The organism is Facklamia sp. P12945 (assembly GCF_050409485.1).
Lineage (GTDB): Bacteria > Bacillota > Bacilli > Lactobacillales > Aerococcaceae > Facklamia.
Genome location: NZ_JBNUPJ010000019.1, coordinates 1 through 14141, shown reverse-complemented (window position 1 = coordinate 14141; position 14141 = coordinate 1). Strand labels below are relative to the sequence as shown.

Here is a 14141-nt window from a genome sequence, read left to right as displayed (position 1 = left end):
CCAGGGTCTTGTAACATATTTGTAACATTATTTGCTGAAAATTTACAAAGAATTTACATAGGTGAAGTACAATAACAATGTACTATCAATGCAAGAGTTATTGTAGTCAAGTAAATTGTGGAGGAGTTGTCTTAATGCAGGGCAAAGTGCTAGAAAGATTCATGAAATATGTCTTTATGTTTTGTGCATTCTTATCTATTTTATCAATTGTTTTAATCTTCTATTTCATCTTTGTAGGTGGAACAGTTGATGACGGAGTTTGGAAATTCCAAGGTGGAATTCCTTTTCTAATGAAGCATGGCTTCTTAAAAACCTTTGTAGGTCAGCAGTGGCAGCCTTCTTGGAAAGAGCCTCTTTATGGTATTTTCCCTTTCATTATGGGGTCTATTTATGTTACGGTTGGCGCTATTGTTGTTGGAGTTCCCATTGGAGTTCTAACGGCTATTTTTATGGCATATTTTTGTCCAGATTTTTTATATAGAATCTTTAAGCCAGCAATTAACTTAATGGCAGCCATTCCTTCAATCGTTTATGGTTTTTTTGCTCTTCAAATGATGGTTCCATTCATCAGAGGATTAAAGTTTTTACCAGCTAATAATGGAATGAATATACTGACAGCTTCGGTCTTATTAGGTGTAATGATTCTACCGACTGTAATTGGACTTTCAGAAGCAGCTATTCGAGCGGTGCCGAGACACTATTATAATGCCTCAATGGGTCTTGGTGCTACTCATGAGCGATCTGTTTTAAATGTCATTGTCCCAGCGGCTAAATCTGGTATTCTATCTGCCATTATCTTAGGGATTGGTCGTGCGATTGGTGAAACAATGGCGGTTGTTTTAATTGCTGGAAATCAACCAAGGTTGGCTAAAAGCTTGTTTGAAGGAACAAGAACACTGACTACCAATATTGTGTTGGAAATGGGATATGCAAGTGGTGATCACCAGCACGCACTAATTATGACAGCCTCAATGTTATTTGTTTTTATCTTAATTATTAACGGTACCTTCATGTGGATTAAATCGAAAGGAGATAGAACTTAATGAGCGCAAAAATCATTCGCTTTATTGTTTGGCTAGCAGCCTTTTTTACCATAGGTATGTTGCTCTTTATCATCGGTTTCATTCTTTGGAACGGCTTGCCGGTTATGAACACTCAACTTTTTGCCTGGGAATACAATTCAAACAATGTATCGATGATGCCTGCTATTATTTCAACCTTAATTATGATTGGCTGTTCACTTTTAATATCTGCTCCAATCGGAGTCTTTTCAGCTTTTTATTTAGTTGAGTATGCAGACCGTGGAAATCGATATGTACATTGGATTCGGTTAGCAACCGATACACTGGCTGCGGTTCCTTCAATTGTTTATGGTTTATTCGGGATGTTACTGTTTGTGAATGTAATTTTTAAAACCTATTCTCATATTGCTGGAATTTTAACGTTATCCATTATGATTTTACCAATCATTATTTCTTCAACAGAAGAAGCTTTACTTTCGGTTAATAATTCTTTAAGGATGGGTTCCTTAGCTCTGGGTGCTGGTAAATTAAGAACGATATTTACAGTTGTTCTTCCTGTTGCTATGCCAGGTATCTTATCCGGAATTATCTTAGCAATTGGCCGTATTGTAGGGGAGTCGGCGGCCTTAATTTATACGATGGGTACGTCCTCAGGTATGGTTAAAAACCTATTGAGTTCGGGTAGAACATTGGCTACACATATGTATGTTTTATCTTCAGAAGGTTTTCACGTTAAAGAAGCTTATGCAACAGGAGCGGTTTTGGTACTGCTGGTCTTAATTATCAACTGGCTATCTACACTCTTAGGCGCTCGATTAGGTTCAGGAGGAAAATAAAATGGCAAACAGATCAAAATTCTCAGTTCAAAATTTAGACTTTTATTACAGTGAGTTTCATGCCTTAAAAAATATTGATATGGAAATAGAAGAAAATTTGGTAACAGCCCTTATCGGACCTTCTGGTTGTGGAAAGTCTACTTTCTTAAAAATTTTAAATAGAATGCAAGATTTGACACCGGGTACACGAGTGGATGGAAAAGTTGCTTTGGATGGCATGGATATTTACGATAAACGGATGGATGTTAATGATTTACGTAAAAGAGTCGGAATGGTTTTCCAACAACCCAACCCTTTTCCAAAGTCTATCTATGACAATATTGCATACGGACCAAGAACTCACGGTATCAAAGATAAAACACAATTAGATCAAATAGTAGAAGAGTCCTTAAAAGGGGCAGCTATTTGGAACGAGGTTAAAGATAAGCTTCATCAAAATGCTACTGCCGTATCTGGTGGTCAGCAGCAAAGAATTTGTATTGCGCGTGCAATTGCCAACCAACCTGAAGTTATTCTAATGGATGAACCGACTTCTGCTTTGGACCCTATTTCAACAAACAAAATCGAAGATTTAGTGAGTGAATTGAAGAAAAAATATACCGTAATTATCGTTACGCACAATATGCAACAGGCCGGACGTATTTCTGATAAAACTGCCTTTTTCTATGAAGGTGTAGTGGTTGAATTCGATGAAACCGAAAAAATCTTCTCGAATCCAGCTAATGATCAAACGCAAGATTATATTTCTGGACGCTTTGGATAGACACTTGAAAGGAGTCAATCATGAGAAATATTTACACAAAGGATTTAGAAGACTTTTCAAATAAGTTATCAGAACAAGCAACAGCAGTCATCGAAAATGTGCATTTAGCTATTAACGCATTCAATAATGACGACACCAGTGCAGCTTCAAAATTAAAAGAAGCAGATCAAGAAATTAACCAATTAGCCAATGAGATTGAAAAAGAAGCTTATCGTTTAATCGCCTTACAACAACCCGTGGCGGAAGATCTACGTTTGATTTTTACAGTAATGAGCATTAGTGTTGACTTAGAAAGAATAGGTGACCATGCTGTTTTAATAGCAAAAAATGTTAATCGAACTAATGAAGATACAGAAAAAATTAAATCCTTAACAGAAATAATAAATAAAATGGCTCAAATGGTTTTTGAAATGATCAATGATGTTCTAGAAGCTTTTTCGGAAAGAGACGCGGTAAAAGCACAAGAGATTGCCGACCGTGACGAATTAGTTGATGCCTGTCTTAAACAACTTTATAATGACTCTGCTTTACGAATGGAAAAGAATAGAGAGTCTGTTAATACAGGAATTAACTATCTAGCAATTGGGAATTCAATTGAAAGAATTGGTGACTATGTCACTAATATTTGTGAGCGAATTGTATATCTTAAAAAAGCAGAGATAGTTGATTTAAATCACTAGTATTTACTCAAACTTAACACTAAATTTACACTAAATTTACAATTTTTATGTATACTATGAATGTGCTAACGTTGAGTGAGTTCGATGTTGGCAATGTAGTTGTGTTGCTGATTTGATAAAATTTAAGGAGATGTAATTAATGAAAAAATCATTAAAAGCTTTACTATTAGTAGCTGTAGCAGGCTTAGGGTTGTCGGTAGTTGTTCCAGCAATGGCTCAAGAAGGGCCAATTAATGTAATTAGTCGTGAAGATGGTTCAGGTACCCGTGGCGCATTTGTTGAAATTGTCGGTGTTGTTGATGAAGATGATAACGACCTAACTACGCAAAATGCTACTGTTCAAAACCAAACATCTGGTGTAATGCAAACAGTTGCTGGAGACCCTTCAGCAATCGGATATATCTCATTAGGATCACTTGATGATTCAGTGAAAGCATTAAAAGTTGATGGTTCTGAAGCGACTCCTGAAGCTATCAAAGCTGGAGACTATCCAATCGCTCGTCCATTTAATGTTGCATGGTCAGCAGAAAAAGAATTATCTGAAGTTGCAAATGACTTTTTAACATTCATTCATTCTCAAGAAGGACAAGCAGTAGTTGAAGAAGAAGGATACATCAGCGTAACACCTGCTGGTGAAGAGTTAGATGAAACTGTAGAAGCAGAAAGTGAAGAAGTAGAATCAGAAGAAGCAGCAGAAACTGAAGAAGTAGAAAGTGAGCTAGCTCCTTATGAAGCAACTGCAGAATTAGAAGGAACTGTTGAAGTTGTTGGATCAACTTCTGTATCTCCTTTAATGGAAAAACTTGCTGAAGCCTATAAAGAATTCCAACCAAACGTTGAAATTAATATTACTTCAAACGGTTCATCTGCAGGTATGGAAGCAGCAATGAATGATACCGCTGACTTAGGTATGGCTTCTCGTGAATTAAAAGATGAGGAAATGGAAGCTTTAAAACACGACGCAATTGCTATCGATGGTATCGCAGTAGTAGTAAATAATGAAAACCCTACTGAAGAAATGACTCTAGAAGCAATCCGTGGAATCTTCTTAGGAGAAATTTCTACTTGGGAAGATACGGTAAAATAATTAAGTGAATAAGTAAATAATCAAGGCGTACCTTGGGTGCGCTCAGACTGAAGACAAAGCCCTCTAAACCACTATTTCTTAGTGAATTAGAGGGCTTTTTTGTGTATAATAAAAAGAAAACGGGTGATTCGTATGATGACAAAAAATGCTGACAGTAAAACCTTTGAAGCACGTAATCAAATGGCATTTTATGCCCTTGAAGAACTGGTACCTCCCAATCATCTTTTGCGGAAAATTGATCATCATATTGATTTTAATTTCATCTATGACTTGGTAGAGGACGTCTATTGTCAAGATAACGGTCGACCAAGTATTGACCCGATAACTTTGATTAAAATCCCTATGATTCAATATCTCTTTGGTATTCCAAGTATGCGCCAAACCATTCAAGAGATTGAAGTGAATGTTGCTTATCGATGGTTTTTAGGGCTTTCTTTAACGGATACTGTGCCACACTTTTCAACCTTCGGTAAAAATTATAAGCGTCGTTTCGAATCTCAAAGTTTAGACGAGCAAATATTTGCCCAAATTTTAAAGCAATGCGTTGAGGCTGGCGTGGTGGATTCAAAGGATATTTTTATCGATGGTAGCCATGTTAAAGCTTGCGCCAATGGCCGAAAGTATACGAATGAAGAAGTGATCGTCCAAGCAAAATGGTTGGCAGAGGAAATGATGGAAGCCGTTCAAGAAGACCGAGCGATTCACGGCAAAAGCTTCTAAAAAATACCGAAAAGGAGCACTTAACAAAATCCCAAACAATCAGTCCTAATGATCCGGAGGCAGGATGGCTCCATAAAGGAGATCATATGCAAGTTTTTGCCTATAACATTCAAACAGCCTGTGATCGTAATGGGTGGGTTTTAGGATATAGTGTCCATCCGGGAAATACACACGATACCCAAGCTTTTCCTTTAATCTTTGAAAAGATTATTCCTTTTAACCCTAAGCATGTCATTGCAGACGCGGGATATAAAACGCCTACTATCGCTCAATTCCTATTCAAACAAGAAATTACACCGGTGTTTCCTTATACACGGCCAAGACGTAAACGGGAGAATAGAAACATTATCTATGACGAATACTATGATTGTTATTTAGATGAAAACGATGTGGTCTATCGCTATACAACTACCAATCGAAAAGGCTATCGAGAGTACAAAGCTTCGAGTCACGACCAGAAGAAATATCAAAATAATCGTGTGATTACCCGACATGTCTGGCAAGAAGCCCTTGAAACATGTGAAGATATAAGACATTCAGATGGCATGCGAGAGCTTTATAAAGAACGTAAGGAATCAGTAGAAAGATTATTTGGCACTGCCAAGGAGCATCATGGCTTTCGATAGATGCATTTAATTGGAAAAGCCTTGATGGAATTTAAAGCAGGGCTCACTTTTGCTTGTATGAACATGAGAAAGTTAGCAAACATATTAGAAATGAGGAGCTAGAAAGGCTTCGTTTTTTTATTTATTAAGGAAATTTGGGCAGAAACAAAGACAAACCCTGTATGAGTCATCCTCAAAGAAGGGTTTGTCTTCAGTCTGGGCGCACCTTGGGTGCGCTTTTTTATTTGCAATCATATGTGGTAAAATGAAAGAAAACAAAGAAGGTGAAAAGTATGGAAATCGAGTTAGAAATCGATCGTCTAATGGGAGAAATAGAGGATTTATTCCAGGGGAAAGTAGATTCTCAGGATATTTTTGTTTTAGGTTGCTCAACATCTGAAATGGCAGGTGGAAAAATTGGGAAGGCATCTCGTCCAGAGTACGGGAAACTATTAGTCAATGCTTTAATCAAAACTACAAGCAAAATGGGACTCTTTCTTGCGGTTCAAGGCTGTGAGCATATTAATCGCAGTCTAGTGATAGAACGTCAAGCTGCTAAAAAGTATGGCTTAGAAATTGTCTCAGTAGTCCCTGCTTTGCATGCGGGAGGAGGAGCAGCCGTAGCGGCCTATCAGTTATTCAAGGATCCAGTCATGGTAGAGCATGTTCAAGCAAGTGCAGGTATAGATATTGGGGATACACATATCGGTATGCATATAAAACATGTTCAAATTCCTGTTCGTTTTAAACACAACCAACTAGGGTTTGCCAGGGTAAATGGACTATCATCGCGGCCAAAATTAATTGGTGGAGAACGCGCAAATTATTAAATGTAGTCCTTAATTATCTTCTTAACATACTGGTCAATTTGATAGTAACGCCCCTTTTTATCAATGGTTTCCTTATCGTCCAAGAGAGCTTCTAAAAGTTCTAAGTTTAAAATCCATTGGCTAAGCTCGTGATGCGATTGTTCTGTAATAAGTAGCACCCAATATTGAAAGGCGAGATAAGTTTTTGAATGATATGTCGATGACAATTCCATCTTAATGAAACCCACGTTCCAAGTAAAAGAGAAGAAACGAGGGCTGTCAAAGGCCAATATTTCTGCTTGTTGTTCATTTTTAATGTGGTCTGTGTAATGCAAATGATTGCTTACCTCAATTTTTTCTGTTAAGGGAAGGCCATGCTATCATTTTGCATGAGTGCTCTATCCGTTAAAAAGGGCCAACCATCTTTTTGTTGATGTTTATACAAGCAAGTAAATTCAATAGAGTAGTTGTTTTCACCAAGATTAATTAAATTTATTTCAGGTAACAAAGGAATCTCCTTTATTTTTTTATATAGTTTAACAAGGAAAGATAGTTACTTGAACAGTAGTTAACAGGTTTTTAGATTATAAAATAGATAGGAGCTCTAGAATGGTTTTATTAAGGAAAAAAATTGGTGTCGTTGTCACAGGTGGAATTGCTGCCTATAAAGCGACTGAATTAGTGCGACAACTTGTTAAAGCTGGGGCAATAGTGCGTGTTATAATGACAAAGTCAGCAAGTGAGTTTATCACTCCGCTAACTCTACAAGTGCTTTCGCGCCATGAAGTTTTGATAGATACTTTTAGTGAAAATGATACTGAACACGTTCAGCACATTGAGTTTGCTGATTGGTGTGATCTTGTAGTGGTGGCCCCAGCAACGGCTAATATTATTGGAAAATTATCCAACGGCATAGCAGATGAAATAGCTTCTACAACACTATTAGCTGTTGCTTGTCCTTGTCTTTTATGTCCGGCGATGAACACAAACATGTATCAGCATCCTGCCACTCAAAGAAACCTAAAACGTCTAAAGAAAGATGGTTACTACTTGTTAGAACCGGATACAGGCTTTTTGGCAGAAGGTTATGAAGGCAAAGGGCGATTACCAGCTATTACTCAGATTGTTGAAAAGCTTGAAAGTATAGCAGCCAAACATTTTTACCCTCAATTATTAGAGAATAAAAAAGTGATTGTAACAGCAGGTGGAACGAGAGAAAGAATCGATCCTGTTCGCTACATTTCCAATGATTCTTCCGGCAAGATGGGATATGCTATGGCTAAAATTGCGAGTTTTTTGGGAGCAGAAGTCTCTTTCATTTCCACTAAAGATCATTTTCCAATGATGGATAATATGGACTTGATTTTAGTGGAATCAGCGCTTCAAATGCAAAAAGAAATCAATGAGCGCTATGCGCAAACGGATTACGTTATTATGGCAGCTGCGGTGAGTGACTTCAGAATGATGGATCAAGCTGAACATAAAATTAAGAAAAAGGATCAAGAGAATGAGAAAATCCTGTGGGAACTTATCGAAAACCCAGATATTTTAGCGGAATTAGGACAAAATAAAAAGCAGCAAGTTTTAGTTGGCTTTGCTGCGGAGACTCAAAATTTAATCGAATATGCTCAAAGAAAGTTAAAGTCAAAAAGAATAGATTGGATTATCGCGAATGATGTTTCTCAGAAAGACATTGGTTTTAATTCAAAAAACAATCAAGTGACTCTTTTAAACGAAAAAGGGCAAGTTGTGAACTTACCTAAAATGGAAAAAATTGATCTAGCAAGAAAAGTTTGGGAAATTATTCTAAATGATCCGATTATTAAAGATTAGAGGAGAATAAATGAAATTAGTAGTTGAAAATCTAACAAGCGGTTATCGCAATGTTCCGGTCATTAATAATGTAAATTTTGAAATTCACTCAGGCGAAATAGTTGGATTAGTTGGTTTAAATGGTGCAGGAAAATCAACGCTCTTGAAAACTATTTTAGGCCTTTTACCTAACCAGTCAGGGCAAGTGCTGATTGACGGCATCTCAATTGCAGAAGACCACCAGAAGTATGCTAGTCAAATTGCTTATATTCCTGAAACGCCTATTTTGTACGAAGAATTAACTTTGAAGGAGCACTTAGAAATGACAGCTCTTGGGTATCAAATTCCGATGAAAACAGTCATGCAAAGAGCCCAACCTCTTTTAAAGAAATTTCGCCTAGAAAAAAAATTAGAGTGGTTCCCCACTCACTTTTCTAAAGGAATGAAGCAAAAAGTAATGATTATTTGTGCTCTAGTTACGGATGCTCAATTATTAATTATTGATGAACCATTCTTAGGATTAGATCCGCTAGCTATTCAACAATTCACAGATTTATTGAAGAAGAGCGCAGTTTCTGGTCGCTCAATTATATTTACAACACACATTTTAGCGATTGCTGAGGACTTATGTGATTCTTTTCTTTTGCTTCAAAAAGGTCAACTTGTAGCTCAAGGAGACTTAAACCAGTTGCAGGCTATCTATAACCTCCAAAAAGCGAACTTAAACGATATCTATATGACCATGACTAAGACAGGTGAAGTTAATGATTAATTTGGATCATTTATTTAATAAAAGAGCTAATCAATTATTGAAGGAAGTTGGGAAATATGGGCGATTAATTTTTAATGATCATTTCTCTATAGTGCTTTTCGTACTGATGGGTTTTCTAGCTTTGACTTATAGAGATCTACTTGAAAGATTAAACCAAGGTTCCTATTTTGCTTTCATATGGATGATTCCTTTGATGATAGCTTTTTTTCTTACAGTAATTTTAAACTTCGGGCACCCTTTATGGTTAAATCATGAGGCTGACCGATCCTATTTATTTCCTAGAGGCGAGGATTGGTTTAAATATTGGCGAAAAGCTTTTATCTACACCTCGCTTTCTCAAGTAAGCCTAGCTCTTTTAATTAGCTTTCTCTTCTATCCGTTAATCTCAATTGTGAGTGATTGGAATCAAAATAATGCTGTTTTCTTCTGTTTTATTTATGCAACTTTGAAATTTTTAGCTGTGATCAATCAATACCTAAATCTTTATTATCAAAATAACAATTTTTTATCTAGAAATTCCGTAAAAACACTCAACTATTTTACTGGATTTTTTATAGCGATAAGCTTTTATTTACCCGATTTCTATCCATTTTTAATGATGTTAGTTGTAAGCGGACTATATTTAATGATTGTATATTGGCGTTATCGTATATTAGCTAAAAACCTTGTCGATTTTGAGTTCATTATTAACCAGTCTCATGCTAATAAATCGCGTTTTTATAAGCTGATTTCTCTATTTGCAGATGTTCCACAAGTAAAAACTCCCATTAAGGAACGGAAATGGTTGTATCCTTTGATGAACTTGATTCAAGGGAAAAAGGCTAATCGATATAGCTATTTCTTTGCTCGAATGATTACTCGACATGAAGGTTATTCAGGTATATGGCTTCGTATTACAGTGTTTATTCTGATTATCATTTTCTTATTGCCTGATAATTGGTTGGCTTTAACCTTAATAGGGGGAATTGGTTTTTGGCTCGCGCTTATTCAAATTTTGCCGATTTACTTACTAGGGAATAATTTGCCTTTTCAATTACTTTATCCTACTCAAGATTTACATTTGAAAAAGAATGCTTTTCAGAGGATGTTAGCTTCAATTTTGGTAATGATGATGCTTGCTTTTTGTTTAGGAATGCTAGTTAAAGTGGGTTTATCCTTAACACTACTGTGGGTTTCGTGTGCTTGGTTAATACTAATTTTAGCTATAATTCACTTTTATGTCCCTATTTGGTTAAAGAAATTAAAAAAGAAGTCCGATAAAAGAAAGCCTCTTTAAAGTAAGAAAGAATTTCTTTGATTGAAAACGAATTCTTTGTTAAAATTAATACAAATACTTATTAAGAAAGCAGGATGAATGATGTCAGTAAATGAAGAATATCTTAAACGTCTAACAGAAGTTAACGGGATCGGTGGCAATGAACGTTATGTTCGCGAATTGTTTAAAGAAGAAACTAAAGACCAAGCAGAAGAATATCTGCAAGATGGTTTGGGTGGTATTTTTGCTAAGCATACAGGCAATGCGGATGGACCACGCGTTATGTTAGCTGCTCACCTAGACGAAGTTGGCTTTATGGTTAAAGAAATCACCGATGAAGGATTTCTTAAGTTCGTTACCATTGGTGGTTGGTGGAGTCAAGTTGTCTTAGCACAACAAGTAACAGTAACTACAAGAGAAGGTAAGACATTCCATGGTGTTACAGGATCTAAACCTCCACATGTACTAACTGCAGAAGCTCGTAAAAAGCCAATGGAATTTAAAGATATCTTTATTGACCTAGGTGCTTCTTCTAAAGATGAAGTCATGGAATGGGGTATTCGCCCTGGCGATATGATCACTCCGTACATCGAAACACGTCGTATGAATGGCACTAAATTCCTTTTAGGTAAAGCTTGGGATAACCGTATCGGTATAGCTGTTGCAATTGATGTATTGAAGAATTTAGCTAAAGAAGGACATGAAACGGTTCTATTCTCTGGGGCTAATGTTCAAGAAGAAGTTGGTCTACGCGGAGCTAGAGTTGCTGCACATATGCTTAATCCTGATATTTCATTTGCTCTAGATACTGGTACAGCGGGTGACACACCTGGTATGACTAAAGATGAATCTGCAAGTAAATTAGGAAAGGGACCTCAAATCATTGTTTATGATAGCTCAATGATAGCTCACCGTGGCTTACGTGAATTTGTAGTAGAAGTGGCTGATAGAGAGAACATTCCTTATCAATTCGAATTTATTCCTGGTGGTGGAACCGATGCTGGTTCACAACACCTAGCATTAAATGGTATTCCTTCTATTGCGATTACTGTTCCAGTTCGCTACTTACATTCACATACTTCTGTTATTCACGAAGATGACTACTTAAATATGGTCAAATTAGTAACAGCAGTAGTGAAAGAGTTGAATGCAGAGACAATCAAGCAAATTAAAGATAACGCATAAAAATTAACTTTATTAATCCCCTTAAGCATCAGAAGTTTGATACCTAAGGGGGTTTAATTCATTAATTCAGTTCAGGAAATAAGGCTTCAAGCGCTCGTTCAGCTAGGGGTTGTGAATGTCCGATAGCAGGAAAAAGGTGCAAACTCATCATTGGATTGTAGTTAGCCTCTAGCACAGCGTAAGAATTGGAGTTAGATAGAGGCTCTTGATAGTTCTTGATAATGATATCTACTCCACAGAAAGTGGATTTCATAGCTGCAGCTGTTCTTTCAGCAATTTTAATAAAATCTGAATGAACTTGATCGGTTCGATCGATGGCAATTCCTCCGGAAGAAACATTAGAATTTTTTCTTAAGTAGACTTTTTTACCATTAACGGGAATTGATTGCAGAGAATAGTTTTGTTCAGCAAGAGTTATTCTTTCTATTTCACCTTTTTCTAATAAGGTAAGAGGAGCTAGATGTCTAGGCCCTCTGAATGGATGGTTATTTTCGAGATCGATTAACTGTTCAACAGTGTGCTGGCCATCGCCAATAATATGAGCGGCTTGTCTTTCACAAACTGCTAAAACTTTTTGATTTTGCACATAAAATCTTAATTCAATCCCTTCAATAAATTCTTCAACTAATACCGTATGATCGTGTTTGAAAGCTTCCTTCATAGCTTTTGTATAGGTTTCTTTTTCTGGAAAATTTTCGAAGATAGTAATTCCCAAACCATAGTTAGTATTTTGCGGTTTAATTACGATTGCAGATTTGTCTAATAGAGAATAATAATTGATTGCTTGATCTAAATCATTGAATTTTCTCCCTTTAGGTGTTTGAATTTTTTCTCTATCAAGAACCAATTTAGTAGCTGATTTGTTATCCATTAAGAAGTATGAAACCTGGCTGTCTAAGGAAGTCATATTAGCACTTTTGATTAATTCTGTATGCTCATTGAATTGAAGCTCAATTAAGTTATCTTCAATATCAACGATGGTAACTTGAATACCAAGCTCTATCGCTTTTTTTATTAAGGCTTGTGTCGAAAGTTCTAACTTCTCAAAACCATGAAGGAGATATTTGTTTTTTAAAGACTGTCTTTGAAAAATTTGGCTAAGTTTAAGCAAGCCCTGGGAAAGGTCTTTAAAGTCGGTATATTGACTAGTGATTTGGCCTGCAAGCGTTTGGGAGGGTTGCTCTATTTGCATAAACTTTTTAGCAACAAGCTGACCTAAATAAGAGTCGGGATAGTAATGAGCATCTAGGTTTTCTGCAACAGTTTGTAAGGTATATGAGAAAGACTTAATAAGTTCTTTATTGATTAATGGATCGATAGGGTTAGATTCTGCTGTATTTTGGTTACGTTCATTGGCTAGATTAATTTCTTCTTCGCTAATTGACTGTTGGTGAAGAAGAAGAGCAAGAATCCATACTTTTACAAAATCGAGGTCTTCCAAACTGATTCCAAATGGTTGAAAAGGATTAAGATCAAAATTTCTAAATTCTAAATAAGAAATGCCCTCCTTGAGCATTGCGCGATTAGGTTTAGCCCCCCGCATTCTAACATCTCGGTAGAGCTCCTTCTCAAAATGTAGAATCCCCTGAAAAATGAGATCTTCAATATCTGTGACATATGTTTGAAAATTATTATAGGAAACTGAAACGTTTTTACTATTCCTGTAGCCATAGCGACTTTGGCGAACTGATTTCATAACTGTTTTGTGGGGTTTGCCGTATAAAACAGTCTCGTAATCATCTGAAAAATAAGGGGTGGCCCCTAAAAGATAAGTTAATACCCAGCGGTAGTAAAGATATTTACGTGTCAAGTCCATGTAAACCTTATTTCGATTGGAGATATATTTTGATTTTGAGGAATTCAGTTTTTGATTTAAAAGCTGATCATTAATTTGAAAGTTATAATGGATGCCTGATAGTAGTTGAACTTTTTTGCCGTAGTATGAAATAAGATATTTACGATAATTATAGTCATCTTTATTATCTAATTCAGCGCTTCGAATTTGATTAATATTAGATAATTGAGGTGGCATACTATAAGGCCAAAGCATTTCTGCTGGCTTCGAATTTGAAATTCTATGCTGTGTTATCTGGTGAAGACCAGCTAACCAATTGATTACCTCTTCATTAGTAGAAAAGGGTGGAGTAATTAACTCTAATTGACTTTCAGAAAAATCAGTTTGAAGATAAGGGTGGAAGGAACGGTTTCCCCAATCATGAGGATGGTCACTCTCACTAATTGATCCGTTGAAATTGATTCGAACGGTTTCTCGTTCGAGCCCCACGGTCGATTCCCAAAGTAATGGCAAATCTTCGATTGTAAACTCAATAATTTTATTCATAAGAAAGCTCCTCTTATATGAAGTAATTAATATTATAACAAAGTGATAAGAAAAAAGGTGAAAAAAATTTGAAAAGCCCTTGACTTAAGAAGACAACCCATGTTATATTATTTCTTGTCGTCACGAACGACCGAAACGAAAGAAAAAAAGTTAAAAAAACTTTTTAAAAAGGTTTGACAAAAAGTCTAACCCATGCTAGTATATAGAAGTTGTCACTTATGGCAGCGAAGCTCATTGAAAACTGAACAAAGACA

At 36.2% G+C, this 14141-nt stretch carries 14 protein-coding genes; 12 read left to right on the top strand and 2 right to left on the bottom strand.

Annotated elements, in window-relative coordinates; genetic code table 11:
- Positions 1-134: 134 nt before the first annotated feature.
- The 8 genes from pstC (at position 135) to ACQV2X_RS06995 (ending at position 6543) form a co-directional block, all read left to right on the top strand.
- On the top strand, positions 135-1043 hold the full coding sequence (pstC, locus tag ACQV2X_RS07030) for a phosphate ABC transporter permease subunit PstC (protein WP_428874182.1): 909 nt from the start codon (positions 135-137) through the stop codon (positions 1041-1043).
- The gene (gene pstA / locus ACQV2X_RS07025) at positions 1043-1858 is read left to right on the top strand and encodes a phosphate ABC transporter permease PstA (protein WP_428874183.1); all 816 of its coding nucleotides are present in this window, start codon (positions 1043-1045) and stop codon (positions 1856-1858) included. Before pstC ends, pstA begins: the two co-directional genes overlap by 1 nt.
- Position 1859: 1 nt before the next feature.
- Complete coding sequence (pstB, locus tag ACQV2X_RS07020; RefSeq protein ID WP_428874184.1) at positions 1860-2621, top strand: phosphate ABC transporter ATP-binding protein PstB; 762 nt, start codon at positions 1860-1862, stop codon at positions 2619-2621.
- Positions 2622-2641: 20 nt separating this feature from the next.
- Positions 2642-3301, top strand: a complete 660-nt coding sequence (phoU, locus tag ACQV2X_RS07015) for a phosphate signaling complex protein PhoU (protein ID WP_428874185.1) — start codon at positions 2642-2644, stop codon at positions 3299-3301.
- A gap of 139 nt (positions 3302-3440) precedes the next feature.
- The gene (locus ACQV2X_RS07010) at positions 3441-4388 is read left to right on the top strand and encodes a substrate-binding domain-containing protein (RefSeq protein ID WP_428874186.1); all 948 of its coding nucleotides are present in this window, start codon (positions 3441-3443) and stop codon (positions 4386-4388) included.
- 132 nt (positions 4389-4520) lie between these two features.
- Positions 4521-5108 (top strand): transposase, encoded by a 588-nt coding sequence (locus ACQV2X_RS07005; RefSeq protein WP_428894378.1) that lies wholly within the window; start codon positions 4521-4523, stop codon positions 5106-5108.
- Positions 5042-5734 (top strand): transposase, encoded by a 693-nt coding sequence (locus ACQV2X_RS07000; protein ID WP_428893348.1) that lies wholly within the window; start codon positions 5042-5044, stop codon positions 5732-5734. The genes ACQV2X_RS07005 and ACQV2X_RS07000 overlap by 67 nt, the downstream gene beginning before the upstream one ends.
- Before the next feature lie 272 nt (positions 5735-6006).
- A complete protein-coding gene (locus tag ACQV2X_RS06995; RefSeq protein WP_428875523.1) occupies positions 6007-6543 on the top strand; it encodes a TIGR01440 family protein in 537 nt (178 codons plus the stop codon).
- Here the strand turns inward: ACQV2X_RS06995 and ACQV2X_RS06990 are convergent.
- Complete coding sequence (locus tag ACQV2X_RS06990) at positions 6540-6857, bottom strand: hypothetical protein (RefSeq protein ID WP_428874189.1); 318 nt, start codon at positions 6855-6857, stop codon at positions 6540-6542. The two genes, ACQV2X_RS06995 and ACQV2X_RS06990, sit on opposite strands and share 4 nt — an antisense overlap.
- Positions 6858-7131: 274 nt before the next feature.
- Here ACQV2X_RS06990 and coaBC point away from each other — a divergent pair, with 274 nt between their 5' ends.
- The 4 genes from coaBC (at position 7132) to ACQV2X_RS06970 (ending at position 11546) form a co-directional block, all read left to right on the top strand.
- Positions 7132-8355 carry a bifunctional phosphopantothenoylcysteine decarboxylase/phosphopantothenate--cysteine ligase CoaBC gene (coaBC, locus tag ACQV2X_RS06985; protein ID WP_428874190.1) on the top strand — a complete coding sequence of 408 codons (1224 nt, stop codon included), beginning with the start codon at positions 7132-7134 and terminating at the stop codon, positions 8353-8355.
- Positions 8356-8365: 10 nt separating this feature from the next.
- On the top strand, positions 8366-9106 hold the full coding sequence (locus ACQV2X_RS06980; RefSeq protein WP_428874191.1) for an ABC transporter ATP-binding protein: 741 nt from the start codon (positions 8366-8368) through the stop codon (positions 9104-9106).
- Positions 9099-10382, top strand: a complete 1284-nt coding sequence (locus tag ACQV2X_RS06975) for an ABC transporter permease (protein ID WP_428874192.1) — start codon at positions 9099-9101, stop codon at positions 10380-10382. The genes ACQV2X_RS06980 and ACQV2X_RS06975 overlap by 8 nt, the downstream gene beginning before the upstream one ends.
- 78 nt (positions 10383-10460) lie before the next feature.
- Positions 10461-11546 (top strand): M42 family metallopeptidase, encoded by a 1086-nt coding sequence (locus tag ACQV2X_RS06970; RefSeq protein WP_428874193.1) that lies wholly within the window; start codon positions 10461-10463, stop codon positions 11544-11546.
- A gap of 61 nt (positions 11547-11607) precedes the next feature.
- Here the strand turns inward: ACQV2X_RS06970 and gshAB are convergent, their stop codons facing one another.
- On the bottom strand, positions 11608-13887 hold the full coding sequence (gene gshAB, locus ACQV2X_RS06965; RefSeq protein ID WP_428874194.1) for a bifunctional glutamate--cysteine ligase GshA/glutathione synthetase GshB: 2280 nt from the start codon (positions 13885-13887) through the stop codon (positions 11608-11610).
- Positions 13888-14141: the final 254 nt, after the last annotated feature.

What these genes read in the sequence shown, in the direction of transcription:
- pstC (WP_428874182.1), top strand. Translation starts at nt 135, where the DNA reads ATGCAGGGCAAAGTGCTAGAAAGATTCATGAAATATGTCTTTATGTTT.
- pstA (WP_428874183.1), top strand. Translation starts at nt 1,043, where the DNA reads ATGAGCGCAAAAATCATTCGCTTTATTGTTTGGCTAGCAGCCTTTTTT.
- pstB (WP_428874184.1), top strand. Translation starts at nt 1,860, where the DNA reads ATGGCAAACAGATCAAAATTCTCAGTTCAAAATTTAGACTTTTATTAC.
- phoU (WP_428874185.1), top strand. Translation starts at nt 2,642, where the DNA reads ATGAGAAATATTTACACAAAGGATTTAGAAGACTTTTCAAATAAGTTA.
- ACQV2X_RS07010 (WP_428874186.1), top strand. Translation starts at nt 3,441, where the DNA reads ATGAAAAAATCATTAAAAGCTTTACTATTAGTAGCTGTAGCAGGCTTA.
- ACQV2X_RS07005 (WP_428894378.1), top strand. Translation starts at nt 4,521, where the DNA reads ATGATGACAAAAAATGCTGACAGTAAAACCTTTGAAGCACGTAATCAA.
- ACQV2X_RS07000 (WP_428893348.1), top strand. Translation starts at nt 5,042, where the DNA reads ATGGTTGGCAGAGGAAATGATGGAAGCCGTTCAAGAAGACCGAGCGAT.
- ACQV2X_RS06995 (WP_428875523.1), top strand. Translation starts at nt 6,007, where the DNA reads ATGGAAATCGAGTTAGAAATCGATCGTCTAATGGGAGAAATAGAGGAT.
- coaBC (WP_428874190.1), top strand. Translation starts at nt 7,132, where the DNA reads ATGGTTTTATTAAGGAAAAAAATTGGTGTCGTTGTCACAGGTGGAATT.
- ACQV2X_RS06980 (WP_428874191.1), top strand. Translation starts at nt 8,366, where the DNA reads ATGAAATTAGTAGTTGAAAATCTAACAAGCGGTTATCGCAATGTTCCG.
- ACQV2X_RS06975 (WP_428874192.1), top strand. Translation starts at nt 9,099, where the DNA reads ATGATTAATTTGGATCATTTATTTAATAAAAGAGCTAATCAATTATTG.
- ACQV2X_RS06970 (WP_428874193.1), top strand. Translation starts at nt 10,461, where the DNA reads ATGATGTCAGTAAATGAAGAATATCTTAAACGTCTAACAGAAGTTAAC.
- gshAB (WP_428874194.1), bottom strand. Translation starts at nt 13,887, where the DNA reads ATGAATAAAATTATTGAGTTTACAATCGAAGATTTGCCATTACTTTGG.